Below are 26,038 nucleotides of genomic sequence, written 5' to 3'. Positions count from 1 at the left end.
GCTGATCGGCCACGGTGGGGGACCGGGCCGCGGGCGTCAATGGGTGAATATTCCGCCTCAGATGTTCCCGGGCTCACGGGGCTCACGGCTCAGCTCGCTCCGCCGCCCCGCCGCCGCCGCCGCACCGCGAACGTCGCGAGCGCCGCGGCGGCCCCGAGCGCGCCCAGCGGCCCGCGCGGCGCGCCCCCCGGGATCGCGCAGCCGCACCCTTCAGCCTCCGGCTCCTTCGCCAGATCGACCACCACGTTGACCTGGTCGGTCGCCTCCAGGATCCCGTCGCTGACCGTCACCGCGAACGCCAGGGCCGTCGCCTCGGTCACCTCGGGCGCCACGAAGGTCGCCCGCGCGCCCTCGCCGCTCAGCTCGACCGCGGGCCCCGCCGTCTGCACCCAGGAGAACGTCAGCTCGTCCTCCTCGGGGTCCGAGCTCCCCGAGGCGTCGAGCGTGACGAGCTCGCCGATCGCGACCACCTGGTCCGCCCCCGCGTCGGCCTCGGGCCCGCCCTGGCAAGAGGCCGTGTCCTCGACCACCGTCGCGAACGGCTTGTTCTTCAGGCCCGCGAACCCGATGTCGTCGAGCTCCCAGCCGGTGTCGCCCGCGGCCGCGTCCGTGCCGACGCGGAACCGCACCTGCACCGTCTTCCCGGCGAACGCGGTCCCCAGGTCGATCGCGACGTGGTCGACGTCGGGCCACGAGGGGCTCTGGCCGACGAACGCCCTCCGCCTGCCCAGCGGATTGCCGGACTCGACGGTGACCCTCCCGTTGTAGCCGGGCTGCGCGCCCCTCCCGATGTCCTGCCATGTCTCGCCGCCGTCGGCGCTGAGCTCGACCACCGCACCGTCCCAGAACGTCTCGTCGCTCGTCTCGAACTGGTGCCGGTGCGCGAACGTCAGCACGAAGCGCTCGGTCTCGCTGACCTCCAGGGCCGGCGACACCAGCGCCGTGTCGGACACGCTCCCGAGGTTGGCGCCGCGCCACACGCGGTTCGGCGCGTTCCCCTCGGCGCGCGACCAGACGACCTCGCTGGAGCGCCCTTCGACGCTCCACGTCGTGCTCTGCGCCTCGACGTCGTCGACCGCCGAGGACCCCGGCACCTCGTCGTAGTTCACGCGGCGCACCAGGGCCTCCACCCGCGCCGGCGTGCACGCCGCGGCGCTCTTCAGCGTCAGGCTGAGCTTGAGGTCCTCGGCGGGCGCCACGGTCCGGTCGAGCTTCACCGCCACGGTCGCGGTCCCGGTCGCGAACGGCGCGATGTCGCCGAACGACGCGCGCGCGCCGTCCGGGAACGTCACCCCGGCGGAAGGCACCTCGATGGACGCCACCGCCCCGGTCAGGGGCGCCGCGCCGCGATTGACGATCTCGATCGATATCGTGCCGGACTCCTCCGCGTCGAGCAGCCCATCGCGGTCGCAGGAGCCGGCGCTGTCGTCGAGCTCCGCCCGGACCAGCGAGATCTCGGGCTGGACGCTGAAGCTCTCCACGACGCCCGAGAAATCGTGCGAGTCGGCGCGCGGGGACACGGCGCACGTGCCGGCGCCGCGCCGGGCGAACGCCCCTGCCAGCGCGAGGAAGTCGCCCTGATCGCTGGCGAGCGCGGCGGCGAGGAGCGCGTCGCGCTGCTCGGTGTACGTCGGGCTCACCGGCGCGAGCTGCATGCCGGCCACCACGTAATCGCTCATCCGCCGCCGGGTCTGCTCGAACGCGCGCGGCGGGGTCAGGCCGCTGCCATGCCGGATCAGCCCGACGTAGGCCTCGAACAGCATGCTCGCCCAGACCTCTCCCGCGTTGTGCTCCTCGGAGTTGTCGGAGGCCGAAGAGTTGAGCGGGTGGTCGGGGAGGCGGGCGCCCTCGGAGATGTGCTTGAACGTCAGCCCGTTCTTGGTGAAGTCGACGGAGTAGGGGGCGCGGCGGATGCCGAAGTAGCTGTCGCCGAGCGCCGCGCTCCCGTAGCTCGAGAGCGGGAAGGCGCCGTCGAGGTCGTCGCCGTCGCGCAGCGCCATGTGCAGGGCGATGAAGTCGCCCCACCCCTCGCTCTGCGCGCCGCACATCTTGGTGCCACACGCGACCTGACGCAGGTGGATGTAATGGCCCCACTCATGCGCCACGATGGTGTTGTCGATCGTGCCGTCGCGCTCGACGCTGGGCTCGCGGGTCATGGTGACCGTGATCGGCGCGTCCGAGGCGGCGAGCGCCGCCTTGAGCGCGCTGCCGTCCGCCTGCGAGACGCTCTGGGCGGGGGTCGTCACCTCGGGGGCCTCGCCGAACAGCCGCGGGGCCCCGTCGCTCTCGCGGTTGTTGGCGATGAGCACGCCGACGGCGCCCGCCGCCTGCGCGCTCTGCGCCTTCTCGGCGAAGGTGCACCCGCCCCGGTCGATGAGGGCGATCTTGCCGGCCACGTCGCTCGTGATCGGCCCGCACGCGTCGCCGCGGGGCTCGGCGCCGTCCAGGGCGAGGGCGAGCTCGCCGGTCACCTCGTAGCGCTGGGGCCCGAACAGGGCGGTGTTCGACGCGTAGCTGGCGTTCTGCGGCGTGACGCTCAGCGAGCGCTGGTCCGGCCCGGACCACAGGTACATCTGCATCCGGGGCGACGCGCCGTCGTACGTCGCGTCCATGTTCGCGTTGTCGCGGCTGCCGCCGATCGCGTCGTCCTGCGCCTCCGCGAGGAGCGGATCGCCGTCGAGGCCGCCCCGCCCGAGGTTGTCGCGCTGGGCGTTGCCCGCGGCCTCGGTGAAGCCGGAGTCGTAGTACCAGTCATGGAGCCAGTTCGTGACGTAGAAGATCTGGGTGACGGCCGCCATGGTCTGCTCGGGCGTGGCGAGCGGCTCGGCGAGCGGGTCATAGATGTGGTCGAACGATCCCGGCCCCGAGAGCTCCGCGCGCGTATCGCCGCTGGAGAACCCGTCGGGCGGGCTGTGGTCCGCGTAGGCGTCGACGTTGTTGCCGAGGGTCGAGGTCGCGTCGGCCGGCAGCCAGGGATCGGCCCCGCCGTCGAGGTTCGTGTTGAAGCCATCGATGGAGATGAGGCTCGGCGCGACGAACCGAGCGATCTGGCCGTCGGGCCGCCCGGTCGGGTGCGGCGAGAGATCCGCGAGGGGGCCGTCGAGCGGCCTGTGATCGCCCCCTTCCTCCGCCCAGACCCGGTAATCGAACGCGGCGTGGGAGAGGTTCTCCCGGTAGAGCATCTGCCCGTCGCCGGCCCCGAACACCCAGGCGTACGCCGCGGAGCTCGTGCCGCCGGCGTCGCCCGAGACGAGCTCGACGAAGTAGCCGGCGACGAGCCGGTCGGGCAGCGGAAAGAGCACCTTCCTCACCCGCGCCGGCTGCGTGAAGCGCAGGCCCCCGGCGCGCTGGCGCGCGTGATCGGTGTCCGCGATGTCGAAGAGCCGATACCCGCCCTTCGCCCCGCCGAGCTCGCGGAGGTCGGCCGTCTTGACGTCGATGCGGTGCGCGTCGCGCAGGGCGCGGACGACCGCCTGCGCCGGCGAGCCGGAGAACGCCCGGCCGCGGAGCGAGCCCGCCATCGGCGAGGCGGCGCCGGGCGGCAGCGGGACGGCCGACGCGTGGAGGTTGCCCGCGAGGGCGACGAGCTCGAGGTCGCGCTTCATGAGCACCTTGAGCCCGCTCCGGAAGACCGGGATCCCGTCGACGTCCTGGCCGAGCGTCACGACGACGCCGCCGCGCCCGGTGTCGTGGACGTGGCGCACAACGGCCGTATCGAGCGCGGCCTGCGGAAGACCGTAGAGCCGCGCGTACCGCTGCACGTACCATCGGGCCGCGGCCTCGGGCGTCCCGTGGGTCGCGGCCGGCGGGCGGTGGCCCGGGGACGTCGCCCACGCGAAGGTGGGCACCCCGCGCTGCGGATCGGTCGACGCGACGACGGCGCCCGGCGCGCGCTCGTCGACGTCGCGCCCCGCGCGGGCGGGCAGCGCGGGTGGGGCCTTGAAGTATGCGTCGTAGTTCGGGCGCTCCCGCGCGTGGGCGGCGGGGCCTGCGAGCAGAGCGAGCGATAGCGCGGTGTACCGAACTGAGACCTTCATGTTCCTCGATTCTCCGACTCCGAGGGGACGACGCATGACCGGCCGCGCGCGTGCAGGTCGCGCGCTGCCTCCCCGGGCGCCTCGCGCCCACCCGTCGAATCCGCGGCGCGACGCAACCTAGCCGCAGCGCGCGCGCAGGGAAAGCGCGACGGCTATCGCTCTGTCCGGCGTCGTAAGGCGCCTCTCATGCGATCTTGTCCGGACGCTCCGCAGAGCGCGAGTCACGCGGAGCCGAGGCGGGAATGGAATAGAGAAGCAATCCTTGTTGGCAGATTGCACGAATCCATGAATTGCCGTGTCATGCGTCCTCGCGAGGCGAGCCGAGCGTATGCCGCGGTCGCCGCGGGGTGGGGCAGGAGGGGGGTTGTCGGGCCCGCGATCTCCTCCGGGCTCTGGTCGGGCGTTTGGGGCGGCTCGCGCGGCGCGTCGTGCAGCGCTGGCCCGTGGTGGGGACTCGCGCGGTGCGTCGTGCTGCGCCGGCTCGTGGGTGCGGGCTCATGCAGGGTTGGCCCCGCGAGCCAGCTCACGCGCGGGGTGCTGGTATGACGAAGCGCTGACATGGCGCCCGACCCCCGGCGATTATCTTCGCAAAACCCAACGTGATCCACGCCTTGCACGTCGAGACCAAGCTCGTCTCCGAAGAGCTCTGCGTACTGTTGCGTCAGGTCGATCCCGCCGTGTTCGTCTTCCACGACGAGCCCGAGGTCCGCGCCCGGGTCGAGCGGGTGGCGTCGCGGCTCCGCGAGCTCGTCGTGGCCGCCGAGCGTGACGACGCCGGGGGCAGGCTCGAGCGGCTCCGCGAGCGGCTCCGCGTGTTGCTCGCGGCGGTCGAGCGGGCGACCCCGACCGGGACGCCCTCGCCCAAGGCGGCGTGGATCGCGTTCCAGCGGGAGGTGCAGCCTGCCTACGAGTCGCTGCTGCTGACGCTGCGCGGCGTGGTCGCCGCGCCGCCGAGCGTCAGGCCGACGAACCATGTGCGCAGCCTGTGGCACGTGGGCTCGGGGCTCTCGGTGCTCGGGCTGATCCAGCTCTTGCCGGAGCGCGGCTGGCTCGTGGCCGCGAGCGGCGCGTTCGTGGTGGCGGTGTGGTCGATGGAGATCGCCCGCCGGGTCAGCGAGCGGGTCAATGAGCGCCTGATGGGGGTCTTCCGGCTCGTGGCGCACCCGCACGAGCGCTACAGGGTGAACTCGTCGACCTGGTATGTGACAGCGCTCTTCCTGCTGGCGCTGTTCGGGACACGGCTGAGCCAGTCGCTCGCGGTGGTGGTGCTGGCGGTGGCCGACCCGGCGGCGGCCCTCATCGGCCGCCGCTTCGGCCGCACGCGGCTGCGCGACGGCCGCTCGCTGGAGGGCACGCTCGCCTTCTTCGCGGCGGGCGCGCTGAGCGCCCTCGCCGTGATGTGGGCGCTCGGCCCGGCGTCGCTCTCCTCGCGGCTCCTCCTAGCCGCCGTCGCCGGCCTCGCCGGGGCGGCGACCGAGCTGTTCTCCACGCGGATGGACGACAACTTCACCATCCCGGTCGCCGTGGCTGCCGCGGTGACGGTCGCCGGCGCGGGCTGACGCGCTGACGCTATCCGACGTCAGCTGACGTCAGCTGACGTCAGAGGCCATCTCGCCGCCGATCTCCAGCGCGAGGCGAGCGAGGTACTGTCTCATGAACTCCGCCCGCCGCGCGCCCTCGCGGCGCCCTGCTGCCGTCTTGAGGCTCTCCGCGGTCTTGAACAGCTTCACGTGGAAGTGGTCGATCGCGTTCACCCGATCGTCCCAGGGCCTCCGCTCGGCGAACGGATCCCCGGGATCGTAGAACCGCACGCCGAGCAGGCCGCCCACGGCGAAGCAGCGGGCGATGCCGATCGCCCCGAGGCCGTCGAGGCGGTCGGCGTCCTGGACCACCCTCGCCTCGAGGGTCGTCGGCTCGATCCCCGCGCTGTAACTGTGGCACTCGATGGCGTGGGCGATATCGGGGAGGAACGCCTCGGGGTACTCCATGCTCCGCAGGAAGCGCAGCGCCTCCTCCGCGGAGAGCCGGGACGCCTGGGAGCGCCTGGAGTCGTTCTTGGGGACGTTGACGAGATCGTGCAGCCACGCCGCGGGGACGACGATCTCGAGCCTCGCCCCTTCGTCCGCCGCGAGCGCCTTGGCCGTGGCGACCACCCGCGTGAAATGCGCCAGATCATGGGCCGGATCATTGCCGAGGTCGGTCTCCTCGAGCTTCTTTGCGAAGAGCGCTTCCCAGTCCTTCATGGCCGCCTCATAGACGCGGAAGCCGACCCGCGCAACGGCTCGGTCTTCTTCGCCGGGTCACCGGCACACCTCGAATTGCCCGAGGGGGTGCGCCACGCCGTTGACCATCACGTCGATGCTGTGGCGACCGGGATAGTGACGGCGGGTCGTCATCTCCTCGAAGGAGACCTTGCCGGTTATCTCGGCGCGACCCGACGGCGGCAAGACGAGCTTCCGCAGCTTGAAGACCTTTGGCCGCGTCGAGCCGTTCGCCTTCACGAAGTGCACGGCGCAGTCGACGATCAGCTCCTGGTCGCGCGGGGCCGTCGACGTGAGCTCGAACGAGAACCGGAGCTCTCCGCCGAGCTTCACCGATCGCGGGGACAGCGACGCCGAGGCGATCGCGACGCTCGGCGCCGCGCCGAAGCCGAGCGCGTCGAGCGCGCCGCGATCCCCCTTCTTGACGAGCGAGCGCAGCGCGTGGCGCACGATCCATTGCCGCCCGGGCGGCGCGCCGTCGAGCCAGCGCCGGCAGAGGCTCGCCGCGACGCTCGGGTGGTCCTTGCCGATGTCATTGATGTTGTTCGCGACGGAGCGCTGCACGTAGCGCTCCGGATCGTCCTTCAGGATCTCGAGCAGATCGATGACGGGGCCTGGATCCTGCTGGAAAGCGCGGAGCCGCGGGGCCCACGGCAGCCGCGGACGGGTCCCCTCGGAGACGAGCCGGCGGACATGGACGTTCGGGTCGGCGGCCCACGCGCGGAGCCGGCGGAGCGTCGCGTCGGGGTACCTCGTCAGGAACGCGCGGACGCTGAACTCGGCGGAGAACCGCTTCGTCAGCTCGTATTGCGCGGTCATCGCGTCCTCGAAGTGATCGAGACCGCGCTTTGCCACATAGAACACGTGCGGCATGTACTGCAGCGGCTCGAGGCCGAACGCGTCGCTCCGACCCAGCTCGGGCCCGAGGGAGGCGACGATCACACGAGCTGCCTCCGGAAAGGGCTGCGGCAGGTGGTGGTGCATGACGTCCGCGATCCGGGAGGCGCGGCCCGTGAGCTCCAGATCGGAGAGGCCGGCCAGGCAGTCACGGGCGAAGCCGCGCTCATCGAGGCCAGGGTGCGCCGAGCGGAGGTCGCGGGCGATCGAGCGGACGCGCCGCTCGTCGAAGAGGTCTTTCAGCCGGTCACCCATGGGCATCTGTCGGTGAGGGGACGCCGAGGCCGATTGGCCAGGTCTTCTCTGGGTCGGACATGGGCGTTGACTAGCGCGAGACCCTGACAGATTCTGTCACCATATGTCGCGCGCCCTCCGCGTCATGGAGCTCTCCGACCTGCTTCGCGCGCGGGGAGCGACGACCGTCGGCGAGCTGGCCGCCACGCTCGGGGTCAGCGCCCGCACCGTGCGCAGGGACCTCGCGACGCTGAGGGAGCGCGGCGTCAACATCGAGGGCGAGGCCGGCCCCGGCGGGGGGATCCGGCTCGATGCAGGCCGGGGCGTCACCGCCGTGCACCTCTCGGTCGCCGAGATCGTCACGCTCTGGCTCTCCGCCCGCCTCTCTCAGGCCGCGAGCGACCTCCCGTGGAGCAACACCGCCAGCTCCGCGCTGGCCAAGCTGCTCAGCAGCCTTCCTCCTGAACGAGCGCGAGAGCTGCGCGCCCTCTGCCGCAGGGTCATCGTCGGCGATCCGGCGAGCGGGCCAGTGCGCGCCGGAGCCGGGACGCCTCCAGCTGAGCTGGTGAGGCTCTTCGAGGAGTCGTTCTCCTCCGGCGTCGGCCTCGGGTTCGACTACAGCGACCGCGAGGGGAGGACGTCGAGGCGGCGCGTGGAGCCGCACGGCCTCCTGATCCAGAGCCCTGTCTGGTACGTGCTCGCCCTGGACACGGGAAAGAACGAGCCGCGAATGTTCAGGATGGATCGCATCTCGACGCCTCGCGTCCTGCGGGAGATCGCGTTTCGTCCGAACGCCGACGTCATCTGGGCGCTCTTGCCGAACGAATGCGCGTGGCGACCGCTCCTCGGCGACCGACCGTGAATGTCGGCCAAGGCGGACGGACACCGTTCACGCTCCGATCCTGTGCCCACCACGGTTCGACCAGCGGAGCCTGGGACGCACGGTGTCGTATGGTTGCGCGTATCGGCTCTGCCTGATAGCTTAGGTTTGATACAACACACGACATCTTGGCGAGTGACCAGAACGAAGAGCGACGTCCGGTGCACGGGGTGACTGCTCGATTCCGGGTGATTGCAGAGAGAGCTCCCGCCGAGGAGTGACCAGCGATCGATGGCGCGCGGCCGACCTGCCCCCTGAAGCCGTGCTCGCCTGCGTGCGGTGGCCGGTGTCGCGCGGGTAGATACGGGCTTCGAGCTCGACGAGGGTGTCGATGCATGCCGCTCGTCCCTGGGTGGCCATCCATCCATTCGACGATCAAGGGGCCATCGTGTGTGGTGGCCATTCTCGAGGATTCGAACCAAGGAGCGTGAATGAACTGTTCAGCCGCGAGGTGGGCGTCCATCTCCTTCGCTGCCCTGACTGCCGCTCTGCTCGGAGGCCCAGCGTCCGCGCACGTGCCGGAAGCGCCGGGAGATCCGCCGGACAGGGACGCGGTCCTCGACTGGAACGCCGTCGCTCTGGACGCGGTCGCAGGGGACACCTCCAGCGCGCGCACGCGGGACCAGCGCGGGCCGACGCGCGTCTCACGGGCTCTCGCGATCGTTCATGCGGCGATCTTCGACGCCGTGAACTCGATCGTCCCGAGGTACGAGCCGTACTCCGTCCTCCTCGACATGCCGGATGCATCCATCGATGCGGCGGTGGCCACGGCAGCTCACCGCACGCTGACGGCGTTGTTCCCGAGGCAGAGGGCGCTGCTCGACGGGAGGCTCGACGAGTACCTGGCGGCGATCCCCGACGGCGACGCCAAGGAGGACGGTCGTGCGCTGGGCGGCGCTGTCGCCGACGAGATCCTCGCGGAGCGGGAGAACGACGGGTCGGACGCCCCGATGCGTTACACCCCAGACATCGCCCCCGGCCGGCATCGCGTCGATCCGCTTTATCCCGATCAGGGGTACTTGACCCCGAGATGGGGGAGGGTACGGCCGTTCGCCATCGAGAGCGGCGCCGAGTTCCGGTCTCCGCCGCCGCCGCCGCTGTGGAGCCTGGAGTATGCGTTGAGCTTCTATGAGCTCTTCCTGCTGGGGGGCGACGGCGAGATCACACCGACCGTGCGCACCCCGGAGCAGACCGTCATCGGGATCTTCTGGTCGTATGACGCCGCCCCGCGCCTCGGGGAGCCGCCCCGGCTCTACAACCAGATCGCGCGGGTCCTCGCGATCGAGGAGTGCAACTCGGAGATCGAGAACGCTCGTTACTTTGCGCTGGTCAACATCGCGCTGGCCGACGCCGCCATCGCCACGTGGGAGACGAAATACCATTACGAGTTCTGGCGGCCGATCGTCGCGATTCGTCGGGCCGACAGGGACAGCAACGCGCTCACGATAGCTGACAGGAGGTGGACGCCCTTCGGATCCCCCGGCAGCAACGGGGGCCCTCCGCGCATGACCCCAGCGTTCCCGGCGTACACCTCCGGGCACGCGAGCTTCGGGGCTGCCATGTTCCAGGTGTTGACCCGGTATTATGGGACGGATCGCGTCCCCTTCTGCTTCATGTCCGACGAGTACAACGGGGTAACGACGGACGAGCGGGGCAACGTTCGACCCGAGATCACGCGCTGCTATTCCAGCTTCGAGGAGGCGTCCTGGGAGAACGCGGTCAGCCGCATCTACCTGGGCGTCCACTGGAGGTTCGATGGAGTGCGCGGGATCCGTCAGGGCAAGCGCGTCGGAGACGCCGTCTTCGACAGGGTCCTCCAGCCGCTTCCTTGACGAGCTGGCCAGCGAGCCGCTCGATCCATCGAGCGGAGACTCGTGGCCTCATGGCGGGTCCCCCCGGCCCCGGCCAGCCTCTCAGTTCATGAGCCGGGAGCGAGCGGGCGCCCACCGCTCGGGTCGCGGCGCGGAGAGCGGACCGGCGTGGTGGTGGACCATCCTCCATTGCCCGTCTTCGAGGACGAACACGTTGGTTGCGCACAGGTGTGCGGGCTCGTCGCCGTTCGCCTCGTAGCACGTGACGAAGGCGAACTCCCCGAAGAGGTGCGCCGAGGCGCCCTGGCAGCGCATGCGCAGGGGCGAGGTCTGGCGCAGGAGCTGGCTCCAGCTCTCGAGCACGCTGGCGCGCCCCGAGAGCGCCTCCATGCCGGGATGGGCGCAGGCCAGGGGCGCACGCTCGGCCCACACCCGGCACATCGCCTGGTAGTCCCCGGCGCGGAACGCCTCGTAAAAGGCCTCGTTTGCGGCCAGGACAAGCCGTTCCGCCGCGACGCGCTCCTCGACGCTCATGCAGCGACCATGCTCCCCGGCCAGCGCGGGCGCAAGAGCCTCGACGGCGTCGTCTCGCCCGCTCGACCATGCGCCCGGGCGCAGCCTGACTAGGACGGGCCCTTGCTCCGCTGATGGAGGACGAGCTGCGTCCGGTTCATCCGCTTGACGCCGGCCGCGTCGAGCTCCTCGAGCGCCGCGACGCGGAGGATTTGCTCGCGAGACCACCCGCCTGCCCGGCTGTGCGCGCGGGCAGGCTGACCCGCGGTCGACGGAGCGTCAGGCCGTCGGGTGAATCTCCGAGCTCGCGGCGCGATGGGGAGGCGCCGCCGCGAGCTGGTTGATGTGCACGTGCTGGCTCGGGACGGGGAGCCCCATCTTGCCGAGCTCCTCGCGGATGATCTTGGTCGTGGCGAAGTAGACGTCCCAGTAGTGATCGGTGTGGCAGAAGGGCCGGACGGCCAGCACGGGCCCGGCGAGGGTGAAATCCAGGATCTCGACGCTGGGCGCAGGGGTCTTCGCGACGTTGGGGATGAGCGCGAGGTGCGTCTTGAGCCGGGCGATCGCCGCCTCGTGATCCGCGCCGTGGGCGAGCTGCGCGGTGCAGTCGACGCGGCGGACCGGGTTCGTGCTGAAGTTCTGGATCGTGTCGCTGAAGATCTTGTTGTTGCCCACGATGGTGCGGACGTTGTCGGGCGTGTCGAGGGTCGTCGCGAACAGGCCGATCGAGTGGACGGTGCCCGTCACGCCGCCGGCCGTCACGTAATCCCCGGTCTTGAAGGGGCGCAGGAGGATCATGAAGATGCCGGCCGCGAGGTTCGACAGGAGGCCGGACCATGCCATGCCGACGGCGATGCCGATCGCGGCGAGCAGGCTGGCGAAGGTGGTCGTCTCGACGCCGAAGACGCTGAGCACGGCGATGACGAGCAGGATGTTCAGCAGCACGGACGCCGCCGACTCCAGGTAATGAGCCAGCGTCGTGTCGAGCTTCTTCAGCGCGGAGCTGCGCTGCAGCATCGACAGGAGCCCCCGGACGATCATGCGGCCGATGACCCAGACGAGGATCGCGCCCACGATCTTCCCGCCGACGCTCACCCCGAGCGCTACCCCCATGTCCACGTACCGCTGAACCCTCTCGTCCATCTCAAGCCTCCTGGCGACGTGTGCGTCGCTCGCGGGGGGCCCCGTGCAAGGCGCATGCGCGCCGCGCCTTGCTGGATTCGCCCCCTGGCGGCCAGCTTTATCACACCGGCGGGTCGCTCCGCGAGGGGCGTGACCGAGATTTTCGAGCCTCAGCGCTGCGGCCTGCGGACATCAGGCGGCCGCGGAGCGGATACCTCGTTGTAGCGAAGGAGCAACGGGCGGCGGGGGCGCACGCGGCGTGCGGCGTGCGGCGTGCGGCGTGCGACGTGCGACGTTGAACGAGCGGCCGACGTGAAGGGGCACAGGAGCAAGCCCATCGCCTGGCGAGTGGCCGCCGAGGTGACGGTCGAGGAGGGGAGAGCGGACGCGGGCCAGCTGCATAGGTGGAGAATGGTGTGGCTTGCGTACGGGGCTGTGAACCGGCTCAGTGAAGACTATGTCCAAAGGCTCTCGGGTTGATCGGGAACTTCAGGCCGATGACCAACCCGTACTCCGTGCCGTAGGAGGGCGCCGTCGCGCCATTTCCCTCGTTGAACGGAAGGGCGAGCCGAAAGCCCGCGTAGGCGATGGGGAGCCCGATGAAGGGGACGATCTGCGCCCCATACGTCCGGGCGTTCGACGTGCCCGAGCCCTCGGTGTACATCGAGAGCTCGGCGCCGATCGGGCCGAACCCACCCTGGAAACCGAGCGCCAACCTCTCGTGGACCGGTCGGTCGGCGACGAGCTGCGCCTGCGCAACGGCGCCTATCCAGACGAACGAGCCTTGTCCGTACCACGCGAAGCTGCCCTCGACGCCGGCGCCCACGGCGTCATCGGCGTTCTCGCGGCCAGTATAGCTGAAGAGGCCGCCCACGCTCACGACCGGATCGCCAGGGCGCCCCACGTTGGGCCAGCCTTCCGCGGGATACACCACGGGGGGAGGGCTCCCCGCGGGGGGCGAGCCGTCCGCCTGCGCCGACGCAGCGCCAACGAGGAGGCAAGAGGCGACAAGAACCGCTGTGGCTGCAGAGTGCTTCATGCATCTGTGATCTAGCCCGTCCAACTCGGCGAGTCACGATGAAGGTGTATGCGCACGGGAGACGCGCTGTGCTAGGCTCGCCGTCGATGGTGCAGCTCTCGCGCGCGGAACAGATCGCGGCGCTCGCGCGCATGATCGCCGCGCTCGACGCCCGGCCGGCGCCGCGCTTCGACGCCTTCGCGGCCCTGTTTCACGGGAAGAGCCTGCGGAAGGGCGAGGCGTTCGTGCGGGCGGGCGAGGCGAGCGACTCGGTGGCGCTCGTCAGCTCCGGCATCGCGAGGATGTTTTACACGCGGAGCGATGGGAAGGAGTTCAACAAGGGGTTCATCTCCGCGCCGGACTTCATGTCGGTGCTGGAGGCGCTGATCACCGGAGAACCCGCCCGGCTGACGATCCAGGCGCTGACCCCGATGCAGCTCTTCGTCGCGCCCTACTCGCGGCTGAGCGAGTTCTGTGAGCACGACATCTACTGGGAGCGGGTGAGCCGGCGGATCGTCGAGCGGGTGTACCTGAAGAAGGTGCGCCGCGAGGCGTCGCTGCTGATGGAACCGGCGGCCGAGCGCTATCGCGCGTTCCTCGCAGAGCACGGGGCCGTGGCGCGCCGCGTGCCCGACTACCACATCGCGGCGTATCTCGGCATCACACCCGAAGCCCTGAGCCGCCTGAAGCGCGCGGCGACCAGGTCCGCTGCTTCTTGACCTAGGTCAAGGTGCGATCTCGCTCCGCTGGTCATGGTCTCCCGCATGACGACGGAACGAACGAAGCGAGACGGCGAGCGCCCAGCAACGGAACCCACGCGCGGCCCGGGGCGCCGCGGAGCGCCGCAGCGCGCGGCCCGAAGGACGGCGCTGATAGCGGGCCTCGCGGTCCTGCTTGCCGGCTCGGCGCTTGTCGCGTGCGGCGCGGCGGCGCCCAGGCTCCACCCCGTGTTCCCCGAGCGCCCGGTGGCAGAAAAACCCAGAGGGAAGATCCTCTTCGTCCTCAGCGCCGCGCGAGAGCAGACGCTCGCGGACAGCTCGAAGCGCGCGACCGGCACCTTCCTCGGCGAGCTCTACGAGCCGTACCTGGCGCTCACCGGCGCGGGGCACGAGGTCGTGTTCGCGACCGACGGAGGCGCCGCCCCGGCGATCGACCCGGAGAGCCTCGATGCGCGGTACTGGGGAGACGGAGCGCGGCGCGCGCAAGCGCAGCGCTTCGTCGAGCGCGCCCCGGAGGTCCGTGCGCCGCTCAGCCTGAAGGCGGCGCGCGCCGCGGCCGACTCGTTCGACGGCATCGTCGTTCCCGGCGGACAGGGCGTGATGGTCGACCTGCTCGACAACGCGGATCTGCACGCGCTGCTCGCTCACTTAGGCGCGAAACACCAGCCCGTGGGGCTCATCTGCCACGCGCCGGCGGTGCTCACCCGCATGCGGCAGCCGAACCCGCTCAGCGGCCGGACGGTGACGTCGGTCTCGTCGTTCGAGGAGTTTTATATCGAGACCTTCGTGATGGGGGCCGACGCCCAGGTCCGGGGCATCGGCGAGCAGCTCGAGGACCACGGTTACGAGCATGAGGCCGCATTCCCGGGGAGCGCCCACGCGCAGCGGGATTGCAACCTCGTGACCAGCCAGAATCCCTTCTCCACGGATCGGTTCAGCGCGCTTTACCTGGAGGCCCTGGCCGACTACCGGCGCGGCGCCCGCTGCGCGGAGCCAGAACGTATCTAGTTCCGCCCGTCAGAGGTCCGGCCAGGGATCCGACGAGAGATTTCAACGCAAAGTCGCAAAGTGTGGTGTTCGCTGGAGCTGGACAATGACGAGAGCGCCCGTGGGCGGCCCCGCGCGCGGAGCGGAGCGCCGGACGGGCTCGCCGTCGGCGGCTGCGTCTTTTTTTCGGGGCCGACCGATGAGTTCTGCGCGGTGGCCGGGTCTCTCTCTCCGGACGGCTTTGCCGCCCGCCCTTTCCCGGAGGCCACGATGTCCGCTGTCTCATCCGTCGCTTCGCCCGTCCCCGCCGAGCTCTCCTCCCGCATCGCCGCGCGCGGGATCGACGTCCTCGTCCTCGCCGCCCTCGACGTCGGTCTCGGCCAGCTCATCGGCTTCGGCTTCGACTGGCTGATCCTCGGTTCCGCGCTCGTTCTCGCGTACTTCTCGCTGCTCGACGCCCTGGCGGGCGCCACGCCCGGCAAGCTCGCGCTGGGCCTGCGGGTCCTCGGCCCGGACGGCGGCCGGCCGTCGTTGAAGCAGGCGCTGATCCGCGAGGCGTTCACGATCGTCGGCGCGGTCCCGCTCGCGGGGCCGCTGATCGCGCTCGCCGCCTGGACGTGGATCGCTCTGACGATCCGCTCGAGCCCGCTCCGCCAGGGCAAGCACGACCTGTTCGCGGGCGGTACGCGGGTGATCCGCGTCCGGGTGGGTTAGCAGCCAAAGCAGGAGTGAACGCCCCCTGATGGGTCGAGACGCCCCACAGGAGGTCGCCAGGGCGGCGCAGGAGTGGCGCAATGGAGAGAGAGGACACCGATGGGGATGCACAGGAGGGGAGGGGAGGCCGCGCAGGACAGCGCCGGGCGCGCGCGGCCTGCGCTCGGCGCTATGCCGTGAGAGACAGGCCGCGCACATACTCGGCGAGCGCCCGCTCGGCGCTGGCCACCGCCTCCCGCGCGCCCGGGAGCTTCGCCGACACGGCCGCGATCCGGTCTTCCTGCTCGCCCAGCGTCTTGAGGTAGCGCTCGTGGAGCGCGTTCCCCGCGGGCACGGCCTTGAGGTTGTTGCGCACGCGCTCCTGCTCCACGCGCAGCGCCGCGAGCTCGGACTCGAGGACCGAGAGCGCCCGCTGCCTCTCGGCGACCGCGGCCCTGAGCTCCGCGAGCCGCGCGAGCGCCGCGCGCAGCGCCTCGGGGATCTCGCGCGACGACAGGTAGACCTCGATCTGCTCGCTCGAGAGGCTCGTGAGCGCGACCGCGTGCGAGATGGGCTGCTCCAGCGATACGGTCACGCGCGCCGTCTCGCCCGCGGCGACCTCGCGCCGGATCCGGTAGCGGTCGCTTGTCGTCTCGACGCCTTCCCTGGGCTCGGCGAGGTCCCAGCCGGCGATGCGCGGGTGCTCGATGAGCACGACGCGCGGCTCGCGCGCCGCGCCCACGATCGTGTAGACCGTCACCTTGCGGGCGGTCCTGACGATCTCGAGCACGCCGCCCTGGATCTTGGCGCGCGAGAACACCTCCTCGCCGCGCTCCTCGCGGTCGATCCGCACCTTCCGGTCCACGGCGAAGCTCACGATCCGCGATTCGCCCGGCGGCAGCGGCGCGAGGCGCGCGTCGCCGACATAGGTGACGACCCCCCGGCTCGAGCGCTCGTAGACCGTCATCGCTCCGGCCGGGAGCGTCGTGTCTTCGTCGTTCCTCAGCCGGACCGAGGCGAGCGGGCTGCGCGCGCTCGCCTCCGGCTGATAGAGCCACAGCCGCTCTGCGGGGATATCGCGCTGGACGATCGGGAGGAGCGCCGTCTGCCCGCTCGCGATCGTGAGCGGCGCCGGGAAGCGGAACACGACCTGCGTCGCCGCCTCCTCGGCCTCCGGCTCCACCTTCGCGATGGGCGCGGCGGTCCCCGCGGCGGGCGCGGGGGCCCCATCGGCGCCGCCGGCGCGGTAACCCATGCGCGGCGCCGCCCTGGCCGCGAGCTCGGCGGCGCCCTTGTCGAGCAGCGGCAGCACCCGCTCGGCGACGTCGACCGGCACCTCCGGGCGAGACACGTAGTAGATCTCGTAGAGCGCCTGGCGGAACGTCACCGGGTCGCCCGACACCAGGGTGAAGTCCACGTTCTGCCAGTCACCGCCGCTCTGGTTCTCGACGACGGCCCACCCGGTCAGCGCCGCTGTCTTCGTCTGCGCGTCCTCCGGCACCGTGAGCCGATACGTGGTCTTCCAGAGCGGCACCTCGATGACGTAGGCCACCCGGACCACCCGCTCGCCCTCGCCGGCCGTGCGCACGACGAGCTCGCGGCGGTTGCGCTCCCGCCCGCTCGAGAGCCCGACGAGCGCCGCGCCGACCTGCTGGCGCAGCCGCTCCTCGACGAGCTCCACGCTCTCGAGCTCCTCCAGGACGACCTGCTTCAGCGCGCCCTCCGACATCAGCGCGAGCCGGTGCCGCTCCTCCGATCCGCCGTGCGGCAGCGCCGCCTGCGCCGTGGTGACCGCGAGGATCCGCCCGGCGACGGCGCCTTGCAGGCCCCGCGTCCGCACCTCGGCGCCGCGCAGGGCGTTCAGCAGGGCGGGCGCGGACTCGAGCGCGCCCTCGTCGAACGGGAGCTCGCGGAACAGGTCGCGCAGCGGCTCCCTCCCGGGAAGCGTGATATTCCCCGTCACCCCGTGAAGGTCGTAGACGACGATGCTCTTCAATACGTCGTCGACCTGATCGAGCCGCACCTCGAGCCGGAGCTCGGCGTCGCCGCGCACCCGCGCCTCGTACTCGAAATAGCCGACTCCGCCCGTCGAGAGCACCACCCGGCGGAGCAGCAGCGTGTCCGACACGGCCCCCGATCGGGCCGGATCCATCGCGGCGGCCCTCAGCGTCGCCGTGGTCCTCAATCCATGGTTCATCGTCGCCTCCCCCGGCGGAGGCGTGCTGTGGCCCCGCCCCGGAGGTGTCCATAACGCCCCTCCGGAGGGCGTCAACGACGGTGGCTGGCCGGGAGATAGGGCGCGGCGCCGCGCGTCAGCCGCGCCCCGAGGCCTCGAGCTGCTTCACGACCGCGAGCGCCTCGTCGACGTGGCGGGTCGCGCGGAGCTGGGAGGAGAAGGCATGTCGAACGATGCCGTCGCGATCGATCACGAACGTCACGCGGCCCGGGAGGAGGCCAAAGAGCGACTTGACGCCGTAGCGCGCGGCGGTCTCCCCGCCAGGGTCGCTGAGCAGCGTCATGGGCAGGCGGTATTTGTCGGCGAATTGCTGGTGAGACCCCGCCGAGTCGGCGCTCACGCCGATGACCTCGGCGCCGGCCTCCGCGAACGCATCGTAATGGTCGCGGAACGCGCACGACTCCGCGGTGCACCCCGGGGTGTCGTCCTTGGGATAGAAGAAGAGGACAACGGTCTTCTTGCCACGGAAGTCGGAGAGCTTCACCGTCTCCTGCTTCTGCGATTGCAGGCTGAAATCAGGGGCGGTCTCACCGACGGACAGGGTGGATTTACCGAGCATGGTGTGTCCTCTACCCGATGCGCCGCGCCGCGTCCAAGGCGCCCAGCGGAGCGCGGCGGCTCTCCGTCGGGCGGGGGCGCGGCGAGCCGGGCTCTCGGCAGGTTCCTTCGCGATTTCCTGCCGTGGCGGCGCCCGCGCGCCGGACCAGGGAGAACTTGAGTAAGCGGTTATGAAGGCGCGCCGCGCGCGTCGGACGCCGGCCGCGGGCCGGCGATCGGGTTACGATGAGCGCCTCATGGCCACCACGTTCGCTGCGTTGATCTTTCGACCCGCCGAGATCCCGGACCGCGCGCTGTCCCAGGGCTTTGCCGTGGCGCTCGGTGGCTGGGACGTCGCCTCGCCGCGCCTGTTCATCGCGCCGCTCCCCGGCGTGCCCGGGTACTCGGCGGCGTTTTACTCGAGCGGCGAGGCGGCCGGCGGCGGGGACGACGAGCTCGACCACCTCTCCGAGCTCTTCGAGGACGAGCTCTCTCCGCCCGTCGCCGTGCTCGACGCGGCCGCCGAGCTCGGCCACCCCGGCGCGACGCTCTTCGCGCTCGTCTTCTCGGAGGACGTCGTCCACGACGACGGCTGGCGCTTCGAGGCGAGCGGGTTCGTCCGCCATTTCGTGAGGGAAGGGGAGGAGGGCCTCGAGGCGGGCGTGGAGGCGCCCGACCGGAGCGATGTCGTCGAGCTCGACGTCGACCTGCCCGAGGGCGCGACGGCGGCCGAAGAGCGCGATGCCACGGACCGGGCGATCCGGCCGCACCGCGGCTCGACGTTCCTCGCCGCCGAGCTGGGCGCCCCGGTGCTGGGCGCGCTCATGGGGGCCCTGTTCGCGCCCGAGCGCCGCGTCGCCGTGCGCCTCGTCGAGCCGGGGCCGGGGTCGATCGCCGACGAGGTGGCGCGGCTCAACCGGGTGCTCCGGCGCGACAGCGGCCGCGGCGCGCCCGCGTCGTCGCCGCCCGTCCGCGGCGTCGCCCCGCCGGCGACGTACACGGCGTTCGCGCGCGCGTACGACTGGGCCGATCCGGCGGATCCGGAGGACCTCTACCGGGAGCTCGCGATCGGCGCCATCGAGGGCACGCTGCGCTTCCTGCGTGAGGACGAGCTCCTCGGCCACGAGCGCGAGCCGGGCTGGGAGGCGGCGGCGGCGCGGCAGCTCTACCCGATCGCGCGGCTCGCGGGCTCGGCGCTCGGCGGCGGCGCGGCGGCGCCCCACCGCGCGATCGTCGCCCTGGGGGCCGACGGCGAGCAGCTCTGGGTCGTCCGCGGCGGCACGAGCGCGGCGCCGGCCGGACCGACGTTCGGCGAGCTCCTGCGCTACCTGTCGCTCGGCTGGTCGCGCCGGAGCGACGCGGAGGAGGACCTCATCGGGGCCCTGATGCTGCGCGCGCGGCTCAGGTCGCTGGGAGGCTGAGCCCGAGCGCCGCTCGCCCTGCTGGCGCGATCAGCAATAGATATCGTACGCCTCGCGTTCGGCGGCGTGCCGGATCGCGTAGAGGCCGTTGTCGTCCAGGACCAGATGGAGCAGGCCGACGTCTCGCTCGCTGCGAGCGAATACGCTCACGAGGATCCCGCCCTGACGGACGCCGGCCTCGTAGCGTTCCGCCCAGTGCCTCGGGACGCCGGCGGTCATGAGGATCTCGCGCAGGCCGCCCGTGATCCCGGCGCCGACCGCGCTGGCCACGACCGCGGCCAGCGGGCCGGCGACCACGAACCCGAGGTCGGGGACCACGACGCTCATCGCGACCGCCGCGCCGAACGTCTGTGACGACGGCGCTCCGTCCGGGCTCCGGAAGCACCTGTGGCGTGTCGCGTCGGTCATCAGCAGGCTGACCTCCTGTCGGGTGTAGCCGCAGTCGATGATGCGTTCCGCCGCGGCTTCCGCCTCGTCGTGCGTCTGCACCAGGCCAATTACCAGCTTCTCCATGAAAGAGACCTCCTTCGCGTCGAGCGCGTCCTCGCTCAGGGCCCCGGCGACGGATACCGCACGCTCTGTGCCAATCCGAAATTCTCGCGCCTCGGTGCGTTTGCGCCGATTTCTGTGCCCCTTCCGCTGGAGGAGTGAGGCGGGATGTCGCAGTGCGCCCCCCGGGCCTCACCTTCCGATGTCGACCTCGCCCGTGCCAGCGCGGTTGATTCCATATTTTGCAGTCGATCGGCGCGAGCGCCCCATTTCGGGGGCTCCGTCTGACCAGGTCGTCCGAAGGCCGTGTCCACGGGCGCCTGGGGCGGCCGGAGCAGGACGGGGCCGGAGGCCGCGTCAGAAGCCGATCGTGTCCTCGACCTGCGTGGGCGGCTTCGTCCCCGTCGTGCGGCCCGTCGACGCCTCCCGCGGCGTGGCGCGGCCGCGCCCCTCCGAGGTGCCGCGCGGCGCCGCCGTCGCGCCCGGCCTCCCCGCTGCGCCGGTCCGGACAGCGCTCGCCGGCTGCGCGGTCGCCGCCGTGGCCGTCGGCTGCGCCGTCTCGGCCGCGGGCGTCGCGCTCGCGGGCTCTGCCGGCACCGGCGCGGCGGCGCTCGCCGGCGCCGGCACCACCGGCTGCGCCGGGACGGGCGCGGCCTGCCGGGCCGGAGCCTCCGACGAGGGGGTCACCTCGGCCGTGGGCGTTCGCTTCGTCGCCAGGAAGACGACCGCCGCCACGAGCGCTCCGAACGCGAGCGCGGCCGCCAGGATGGCCGGCGCCCACCTCCGGGCCCCGTCCGTCCCCGAGGTCGCCATGCCGGCGAGCGTCCGCCCCGGCGCGCCGTCCGTCGAGAGCCGCGCGCCCGGCGCCGACGACGGCGGCGTGCCGGTCGTCGAGAGCCGCGCGCCCGGCGCCGGCGGCAGCGGCGTCGGCTCCCCGAACAGCACCGGCTGCGACGCGCTCCCGTGGTGGGAGCGCTCCCCCGCGGACGAGGGCTCGGTCGTGAACGCCGTGCGCCCGATCCCGAGGACCGCGCGCTCCAGCGCCTCCGCCATCTGCCGCGCCGACGCGAAGCGCGCCGCGGGATCGTGCGCCAGCGCCTTCTTCATCCAGGCGTCGATCGCCGGAGAGAGCTCCGGCCTCACCTCGCTCGGCGGCGTGAAGATCCCGGTGTGCAGCACCACCGACAGCGCGCCCAGCGTCTCGCCCCGGAACGGGACCTGCTCGGTGAGCGCGTGGTAGGCGACCACCGCGAGCCCCCAGAGATCCGCGCGGAAGTCGACGTGCTTCGCGCTGAGCAGCTGCTCGGGGCTCATGTAGAGCGGCGTGCCCAGCACGCTCCCGGTCGACGTCATGCCGAGCTCGCCGTGGACCCGCTTGGCCACCCCGAAGTCGAGCACCTTCACGAACAGCTCGCCCTCGACGTCGAGCAGGAAGATGTTGTCCGGCTTGATGTCGCGGTGGACGATCCCGACCTGGTGCGCCCGGCCGAGCGCCTTGGCCGTCTGCGACACGATCGTCGTGACCTCGACGGGCGGCAGCGCGCCCAGCCGCTGCATGCGGCTCTTGAGGTCCTCGCCCTCGAGGAGCTCCATCACGATGAACGGCACCCCGTCCGTCGTGACGCCGTGGTCGAAGACCTGCGCGACGTGCGGGCTCTTGATCTGCGCGGCCGCCATCGCCTCCCGCCGGAAGCGCTCCACGAAGCCGCTCTGGTCCGCGTAGGCCGGCGCCATGAACTTCACCGCCACCTGCGTCCCGAGCGCGAGGTGATCGGCCACCCACACGCTCCCCATCGCCCCCTTCCCGAGCTCGCGCGCCAGCCTGAGCGTGCTCGTCACCTGCTGTCCGGGGTTCATCGGGGGGTCCCTCTTCGATCGGCCGGGCCGACGGCCCTGGGGAGGCGTCCTGTGCGGGCGGCGCGGCGCTCTGGTGTTGGCGCGTGTCGGCGCGCACAGCGTACAACAAACACCCCGGACCGTCACCACCGAGCGCTCGCGCCGCGCACCTGACGGGAGGTCTCGGATAAGCTGGCACCATGCGCGAGGGCACGCTGGTCGCAGGCCGGTTCGAGGTGCACCGCCTTGCCGGCGCCGGCGGGATGGGCACGGTCTACCGGGCGATCGACCAGCTGACCGGGCGCCCCGTCGCGCTCAAGGTCGCGCCCCCGGAGCTCGCCGCCCGCTTCCGGCGCGAGGCGCGCATGCTCGAGGCCGTGCAGCACCCGCTCATCGTGCAGCACATCGCGCACGGCACGGGCGACGACGGCGCCCTGTGGCTCGCGATGGAGTGGCTCGAGGGCGTCACGCTCGACGCGCGCCTGGGGGAGGGGGCGCTCCCCGTGGCCGACGCGCTGCTCGTCGCGCACCAGATCGCGGAGGCGCTCGCCGCGATCCACGCCATCGGGATCACGCACCGCGATCTCAAGCCGAGCAACGTGCTCCTGCGCGAAGGCAGGGTCGACGGCGTCGTCCTGCTCGACTTCGGCGTCGCCCGGGCGGCGGCGTCGACCTCGCTCGTCACGGAGGCCAGCTCGCTCGTCGGGTCGCTCGGCTACGTGGCGCCCGAGCAGGCGCGCGGCGACGCCGAGGTCGACGCGCGCGCCGACGTCTTCGGGCTCGGCGTCGTGCTCTTCGAGTGCCTCGCCGGCCAGCGCCCCTTCGCGGCCGACGACCCGCTCGCCGAGGTGTGCCGCATCCTCCTCGAGGAGGCGCCGCGCCTCGTCGAGCGGCGCCCGGACGTGCCGCCCTTCATCGACGAGCTCGTCGCGCGCCTCCTGGCGAAGGACCCGGCGGCGCGCCCCGCGGACGGCCGCGCGGCGGCGGCCGCCCTCGCGGAGGCGCGCGCCCTGCTCGCGCGCGCGTCCAGCGCGGGCGCGGACGGCGCGCCGGCGTCGGTCACCGACGACGAGCGGCGGCTCGTCAGCGTCGTCCTCGTCGATCTGGGCGCCGCGGACCCGGAGCCGGCGAGCGATCGCGGCGTCGAGCGGATCATCGCGGACCTCGCCGAGGCGTTCGGCGGCGAGCGCGTGCGGCTCCCGGGCGGCACGCGCATGGTGCTCCTGTCCTCGCAGACCGACGAGGTGTTCTCCGGCCGCGGCGGCGCCGGCACGATGGCCGCCTTCGACCTCGCGGCGCGCGCCGCGCAGTGCGCGCTCGCGCTGAAGGCGCGCCTGCCCGGGCGCCCGGTCGCGCTCGCCACGGGCCGCGCGCAGGTGGGCGAGCGCCTGCCCGCGGGCGACGTGATCGACCGCGCGGTCGCCCGCCTCCGCGAGGCCGAGGGCGACGTGCGCATCGACGAGGTCACGGCCGGGCTCGCGGCGCCGCGCTTCGAGGTGATCGGCGACGGCCCCTCGTTCCTGCTGAAGGGCGAGCGCGACGGCACCGAGCCCGAGCGCACGCTCTTCGGCCGCGTCACCTCGTTCGTCGGGCGCGACCGCGAGCTCGCGACGCTGCGCGGCCTCTTCGAGCAGAGCGCCGACGAGCCCGTGGCGCGCGCGGCGCTGGTCCTCGGCGAGGCGGGCATCGGCAAGACGCGCCTGCGCTGCGAGCTCGTCCGCGCCGTGCGCGAGCGCGACGCGCGCGCGTCGGTCTACGTGGCGCGGGGCGACCCCCTCGGCGCGGGCGCGCCGTTCGGCATGCTGGGCGAGATCGTCCTCGCGGCCGCCGGCTGCCTGCCCGGCGAGGCGCTCGAGGCGCGCCGCGTCAAGATCCGCGAGCACGTCGCGCGGGCCCTGCCCGCGCCAGCCGACGACGCCCCGCGCGTCGCCTGGTACCTCGGCGAGATCGCGGGCACGCCGTTCGACGACCCCGACGTGGAGCTGCGCGCCGCCCGCGGCGACGCTGTCGCCGTGAGCGAGCAGGCCCGCCGCGCCGTGCTCGAGTGGCTCGCGGCGCGCTGCGGCGAGGGGCCGGTCGTTGTGGTGCTCGAGGACATGCACTGGAGCGATCACGCCTCGCTCTCGCTGCTGGACGAGGCGCTCCAGGTGCTCTCGGATCGCCCGCTGCTCGTGCTCGGCTTCGCGCGCCACAGCGTGATGGAGACGTTCCCCGGCCTCTGGGGCTCGCGCGGGGTGCAGCACATCAAGCTCGGAGCGCTCAGCCAGCGGGCGGCCGAGCGGCTCGTCCGCAGCGTGTTCGGCGAGGAGCTCGCGCTGCCCGAGGTGGCGCGGCTCGTCGAGCACGCGGACGGCCACCCCTTCTTCCTCGAGGAGCTCATGCGCGCGCGCGCCGAGGGCCGGAGCGACATGCCGCCCACGGTCGTGGCCCTGATGCACGCGCGCATCGAGGCGCTGCCGGCCGAGGCGCGGCGCACGCTGCGGGCGGCGAGCCTGTTCGGCGGCAGCTTCTGGCCCGAGGGCGTGCGGCAGCTGCTCGGCGCCGGCACCTCGGCCGAGTCGCTCGACCGCTGGCTCAAGAGCCTGCTTTCGGAGGAGCTCGTCGCCCGGCGCGGCGTGTCGCGCTACCCGGGGCACGACGAGCTCACGTTCCGTCACGCCCTGGTGCGCGACGCCGCCTACGGGATGCTCACGGACGGCGATCGCGCCGCCGGCCACCGGGCTGCGGCGCGCTGGCTGCGCTCGGTGGGCGAGACCGACGAGCGGGTGCTGGCCGAGCACGCCGAGCGGGGCGGCGACGCCCCCACGGACAACGAGGGCCTCGTCGCCCGCGGCCCCGCGCAGGACCGCGCGCGGGAAGGCAGCGGAGGCGGAGCCGGACAAGGGCGCCCCCCGGAGCGCAAATCAGAGCGTGAACGGAACGAAGCGCAAGGGGGCCAAGGTTGATGAAGTTACATTGACGTGATAACCCGCCGCCCAGAGCAGTGAGCATGGATTCGTCTGATCTGGGCACCGTCGGTCCCTACGAGCTGCTGTTGCAGCTGGCCAAGGGCGGCATGGCCGAGGTCTTCATCGCGCGTCGCGCCTGCGCTGCAGGCCGAGGGGACGCGGGCGGTGCGGCGGGTGCGGGCTGCGCGGGTCTGGAGCGCGAGTCGCTCGTGGCGGTGAAGCGGATCCGGGCCGATCTGCGGTACGAGTCGAGCTATTCGTCCATGCTCTTCGACGAGGCGGGCATCGCGTCGCGCGTCGCGAGCCCCCATTTCGTGCCCGTCCTCGATTACGGTCTCGACGACGGGGCGCCGTACATCGTCATGGAGCTCGTCGTGGGGGTCACCCTCAAGCACCTCACCCGGGCACCCGAGGCGCTCGGGGTCGGCGACGCGATCGAGCTCATCGCGCAGGCCGCCGAGGGGCTCCACGCCGCGCACGAGGCGCGCGACAGCTCGGGGGAGCTGCTCCAGGTGATCCACCGGGACATCTCGCCCTCCAACGTCCTTGTCGGGGTCGACGGCCGGGCGTCCATCTGCGATCTCGGGCTCGCGTATGCCCTGCGCCGCACGACGCGGACGAAGACCGGGATGGTGAAGGGGAAGCTGAGCTATTTCTCGCCGGAGCAGGCGAATGCGCGGCCGCTGGATCGGCGCTCGGACGTGTTCTCGCTCGGGGTCGTGGCGTGGGAGGTGCTGGCGGGCAGGCGGCTGTTCGCCGGCAGCAACATGGTCTCGACCCTCCACGCCGTCCTGGAGCGCGAGGTGCCGCCGCTCTCGAGCGAGCGCGAGGGCGTGAGCCAGGCCGTCACGGCCGCCGTCGCGCGGGCGATCGAGCGCGATCGCGACGCGCGCTGGCTCACGGCGGCCGATTTCGCGCGGGCGCTCCGGGCCGCGGCCGAGGAGGAGGGGCACGCGGCGTCGCGCGACGCCATCGGCGCGCGGGTCGCCGAGGTGCTCCCGGCGCCGCTGAAGCCGCTCGCGCCGTCCTACGCCCCGGGCGGGCCGCGGGTCACGAAGGAGATCATCGCCGCCTTGCAGTCGATGCGCGCGGCGGCGTCGGTGGGCGAGGGGGAATCGGGCGGGCTCCTGGAACAGGGGCGGCCCTCGCGCGGCTGAGCGCGCCGCTGCGGTTCCGGCGTCCGCGGGGGAGCCCGGAGCGTCGGTATGCGTTCAACACCATAATCTCGTTCAGCTGCACGACCGTGGTGCGGCGTCTGCTCCTGTTGACGCGTCGCTCCGGAGGAGCTCCGCCGGCCTTGTCCTCCCTCGGGTCGGCGGACGCGCGCGGAACGGTCGATAGGCGTTGACATCGGGCATGTGAGCGTTCACATTGCAGAGGTATCCTTTCGCTTTGCTCT

Annotated in this window: 19 protein-coding genes; 9 read left to right on the top strand and 10 right to left on the bottom strand. The window is 72.2% G+C overall.

Going from position 1 to position 26,038, the window contains the following annotated elements; all coding sequences use genetic code 11:
- Window positions 1-89: 89 nt before the first annotated feature.
- Window positions 90-4,037 carry a M36 family metallopeptidase gene (locus tag WMF14_RS25915; protein WP_437790328.1) on the bottom strand — a complete coding sequence of 1,316 codons (3,948 nt, stop codon included), beginning with the start codon at window positions 4,035-4,037 and terminating at the stop codon, window positions 90-92.
- 599 nt (window positions 4,038-4,636) lie between these two features.
- Here WMF14_RS25915 and WMF14_RS25910 point away from each other — a divergent pair.
- A complete protein-coding gene (locus WMF14_RS25910; RefSeq protein ID WP_437322677.1) occupies window positions 4,637-5,596 on the top strand; it encodes a diacylglycerol/polyprenol kinase family protein in 960 nt (319 codons plus the stop codon).
- Between the two features lie 30 nt (window positions 5,597-5,626).
- Here WMF14_RS25910 and WMF14_RS25905 read toward each other — a convergent pair whose 3' ends face one another.
- Window positions 5,627-6,280, bottom strand: a complete 654-nt coding sequence (locus WMF14_RS25905) for an HD domain-containing protein (RefSeq protein ID WP_437790326.1) — start codon at window positions 6,278-6,280, stop codon at window positions 5,627-5,629.
- Window positions 6,281-6,337: 57 nt separating this feature from the next.
- Window positions 6,338-7,450: a DNA alkylation repair protein gene (locus WMF14_RS25900; RefSeq protein ID WP_437790325.1), complete on the bottom strand. Its 1,113-nt coding sequence runs from the start codon at window positions 7,448-7,450 to the stop codon at window positions 6,338-6,340.
- A gap of 103 nt (window positions 7,451-7,553) precedes the next feature.
- Here WMF14_RS25900 and WMF14_RS25895 point away from each other — a divergent pair, with 103 nt between their 5' ends.
- Complete coding sequence (locus WMF14_RS25895) at window positions 7,554-8,291, top strand: helix-turn-helix transcriptional regulator (RefSeq protein WP_437790323.1); 738 nt, start codon at window positions 7,554-7,556, stop codon at window positions 8,289-8,291.
- Window positions 8,292-8,740: 449 nt separating this feature from the next.
- Complete coding sequence (locus WMF14_RS25890) at window positions 8,741-10,141, top strand: phosphatase PAP2 family protein (protein WP_437790322.1); 1,401 nt, start codon at window positions 8,741-8,743, stop codon at window positions 10,139-10,141.
- Between the two features lie 81 nt (window positions 10,142-10,222).
- On the opposite strand, the gene WMF14_RS25885 is transcribed toward WMF14_RS25890, so the two are convergent.
- The 3 genes from WMF14_RS25885 to WMF14_RS25875 all read right to left on the bottom strand — a co-directional run bounded on the left by WMF14_RS25885 (window position 10,223) and on the right by WMF14_RS25875 (window position 12,659).
- Entirely contained in the window at window positions 10,223-10,654 is a 432-nt protein-coding gene (locus tag WMF14_RS25885; protein WP_272093536.1) for a nuclear transport factor 2 family protein, read from the bottom strand.
- A gap of 258 nt (window positions 10,655-10,912) precedes the next feature.
- Complete coding sequence (locus WMF14_RS25880) at window positions 10,913-11,776, bottom strand: mechanosensitive ion channel family protein (RefSeq protein ID WP_272093535.1); 864 nt, start codon at window positions 11,774-11,776, stop codon at window positions 10,913-10,915.
- 424 nt (window positions 11,777-12,200) lie between these two features.
- Window positions 12,201-12,659 (bottom strand): hypothetical protein, encoded by a 459-nt coding sequence (locus tag WMF14_RS25875; RefSeq protein WP_437790319.1) that lies wholly within the window; start codon window positions 12,657-12,659, stop codon window positions 12,201-12,203.
- Between the two features lie 221 nt (window positions 12,660-12,880).
- On the opposite strand from WMF14_RS25875, the gene WMF14_RS25870 reads away from it, so the two are divergent.
- The 3 genes from WMF14_RS25870 (at window position 12,881) to WMF14_RS25860 (ending at window position 15,193) form a co-directional block, all read left to right on the top strand.
- Window positions 12,881-13,492 (top strand): Crp/Fnr family transcriptional regulator, encoded by a 612-nt coding sequence (locus WMF14_RS25870; protein WP_437790318.1) that lies wholly within the window; start codon window positions 12,881-12,883, stop codon window positions 13,490-13,492.
- A gap of 228 nt (window positions 13,493-13,720) precedes the next feature.
- Window positions 13,721-14,500, top strand: a complete 780-nt coding sequence (locus tag WMF14_RS25865; protein ID WP_437790317.1) for a type 1 glutamine amidotransferase domain-containing protein — start codon at window positions 13,721-13,723, stop codon at window positions 14,498-14,500.
- Window positions 14,501-14,749: 249 nt separating this feature from the next.
- Window positions 14,750-15,193 carry an RDD family protein gene (locus WMF14_RS25860; RefSeq protein ID WP_437790316.1) on the top strand — a complete coding sequence of 148 codons (444 nt, stop codon included), beginning with the start codon at window positions 14,750-14,752 and terminating at the stop codon, window positions 15,191-15,193.
- A gap of 169 nt (window positions 15,194-15,362) precedes the next feature.
- Here WMF14_RS25860 and WMF14_RS25855 read toward each other — a convergent pair whose 3' ends face one another.
- Complete coding sequence (locus WMF14_RS25855; protein WP_437790315.1) at window positions 15,363-17,369, bottom strand: DUF4139 domain-containing protein; 2,007 nt, start codon at window positions 17,367-17,369, stop codon at window positions 15,363-15,365.
- A 115-nt stretch (window positions 17,370-17,484) separates the two neighbouring features.
- Window positions 17,485-17,967 carry a peroxiredoxin gene (locus tag WMF14_RS25850; protein WP_437322660.1) on the bottom strand — a complete coding sequence of 161 codons (483 nt, stop codon included), beginning with the start codon at window positions 17,965-17,967 and terminating at the stop codon, window positions 17,485-17,487.
- A gap of 235 nt (window positions 17,968-18,202) precedes the next feature.
- On the opposite strand from WMF14_RS25850, the gene WMF14_RS25845 reads away from it, so the two are divergent.
- Window positions 18,203-19,366, top strand: a complete 1,164-nt coding sequence (locus WMF14_RS25845) for a hypothetical protein (RefSeq protein ID WP_437790312.1) — start codon at window positions 18,203-18,205, stop codon at window positions 19,364-19,366.
- Between the two features lie 30 nt (window positions 19,367-19,396).
- On the opposite strand, the gene WMF14_RS25840 is transcribed toward WMF14_RS25845, so the two are convergent.
- Together WMF14_RS25840 and WMF14_RS25835 are read right to left on the bottom strand one after the other, a co-directional pair.
- Window positions 19,397-19,879, bottom strand: coding sequence for a hypothetical protein (locus WMF14_RS25840; protein ID WP_437790311.1), 483 nt, complete (start codon window positions 19,877-19,879; stop codon window positions 19,397-19,399).
- 333 nt (window positions 19,880-20,212) lie between these two features.
- Complete coding sequence (locus WMF14_RS25835; protein ID WP_437790310.1) at window positions 20,213-21,712, bottom strand: serine/threonine-protein kinase; 1,500 nt, start codon at window positions 21,710-21,712, stop codon at window positions 20,213-20,215.
- A gap of 179 nt (window positions 21,713-21,891) precedes the next feature.
- On the opposite strand from WMF14_RS25835, the gene WMF14_RS25830 reads away from it, so the two are divergent.
- Together WMF14_RS25830 and WMF14_RS25825 are read left to right on the top strand one after the other, a co-directional pair.
- Complete coding sequence (locus tag WMF14_RS25830; RefSeq protein WP_437790309.1) at window positions 21,892-24,636, top strand: protein kinase domain-containing protein; 2,745 nt, start codon at window positions 21,892-21,894, stop codon at window positions 24,634-24,636.
- 44 nt (window positions 24,637-24,680) lie between these two features.
- A complete protein-coding gene (locus WMF14_RS25825) occupies window positions 24,681-25,796 on the top strand; it encodes a serine/threonine-protein kinase (protein WP_437790307.1) in 1,116 nt (371 codons plus the stop codon).
- Window positions 25,797-26,038 lie beyond the last annotated feature (242 nt).

Source organism: Sorangium sp. So ce693 (assembly GCF_051521375.1).
GTDB lineage: Bacteria > Myxococcota_A > Polyangia > Polyangiales > Polyangiaceae > Sorangium > Sorangium atrum.
The sequence above is the reverse complement of the archived record's forward strand: the minus strand, read 5'-3'. Positions and strand labels throughout refer to the sequence as shown.

Bases quoted from the DNA above. Each gene is read 5' to 3' on its own strand.
- WMF14_RS25900 (WP_437790325.1), bottom strand. From the start codon at position 7,450: ATGGGTGACCGGCTGAAAGACCTCTTCGACGAGCGGCGCGTCCGCTCG.
- WMF14_RS25850 (WP_437322660.1), bottom strand. From the start codon at position 17,967: ATGCTCGGTAAATCCACCCTGTCCGTCGGTGAGACCGCCCCTGATTTC.
- WMF14_RS25855 (WP_437790315.1), bottom strand. From the start codon at position 17,369: ATGAACCATGGATTGAGGACCACGGCGACGCTGAGGGCCGCCGCGATG.
- WMF14_RS25860 (WP_437790316.1), top strand. From the start codon at position 14,750: ATGTCCGCTGTCTCATCCGTCGCTTCGCCCGTCCCCGCCGAGCTCTCC.
- WMF14_RS25880 (WP_272093535.1), bottom strand. From the start codon at position 11,776: ATGGACGAGAGGGTTCAGCGGTACGTGGACATGGGGGTAGCGCTCGGG.
- WMF14_RS25830 (WP_437790309.1), top strand. From the start codon at position 21,892: ATGCGCGAGGGCACGCTGGTCGCAGGCCGGTTCGAGGTGCACCGCCTT.
- WMF14_RS25895 (WP_437790323.1), top strand. From the start codon at position 7,554: ATGTCGCGCGCCCTCCGCGTCATGGAGCTCTCCGACCTGCTTCGCGCG.
- WMF14_RS25885 (WP_272093536.1), bottom strand. From the start codon at position 10,654: ATGAGCGTCGAGGAGCGCGTCGCGGCGGAACGGCTTGTCCTGGCCGCA.
- WMF14_RS25890 (WP_437790322.1), top strand. From the start codon at position 8,741: ATGAACTGTTCAGCCGCGAGGTGGGCGTCCATCTCCTTCGCTGCCCTG.
- WMF14_RS25905 (WP_437790326.1), bottom strand. From the start codon at position 6,280: ATGAAGGACTGGGAAGCGCTCTTCGCAAAGAAGCTCGAGGAGACCGAC.
- WMF14_RS25845 (WP_437790312.1), top strand. From the start codon at position 18,203: ATGGCCACCACGTTCGCTGCGTTGATCTTTCGACCCGCCGAGATCCCG.
- WMF14_RS25835 (WP_437790310.1), bottom strand. From the start codon at position 21,712: ATGAACCCCGGACAGCAGGTGACGAGCACGCTCAGGCTGGCGCGCGAG.
- WMF14_RS25870 (WP_437790318.1), top strand. From the start codon at position 12,881: ATGGTGCAGCTCTCGCGCGCGGAACAGATCGCGGCGCTCGCGCGCATG.
- WMF14_RS25840 (WP_437790311.1), bottom strand. From the start codon at position 19,879: ATGGAGAAGCTGGTAATTGGCCTGGTGCAGACGCACGACGAGGCGGAA.
- WMF14_RS25825 (WP_437790307.1), top strand. From the start codon at position 24,681: ATGGATTCGTCTGATCTGGGCACCGTCGGTCCCTACGAGCTGCTGTTG.
- WMF14_RS25915 (WP_437790328.1), bottom strand. From the start codon at position 4,037: ATGAAGGTCTCAGTTCGGTACACCGCGCTATCGCTCGCTCTGCTCGCA.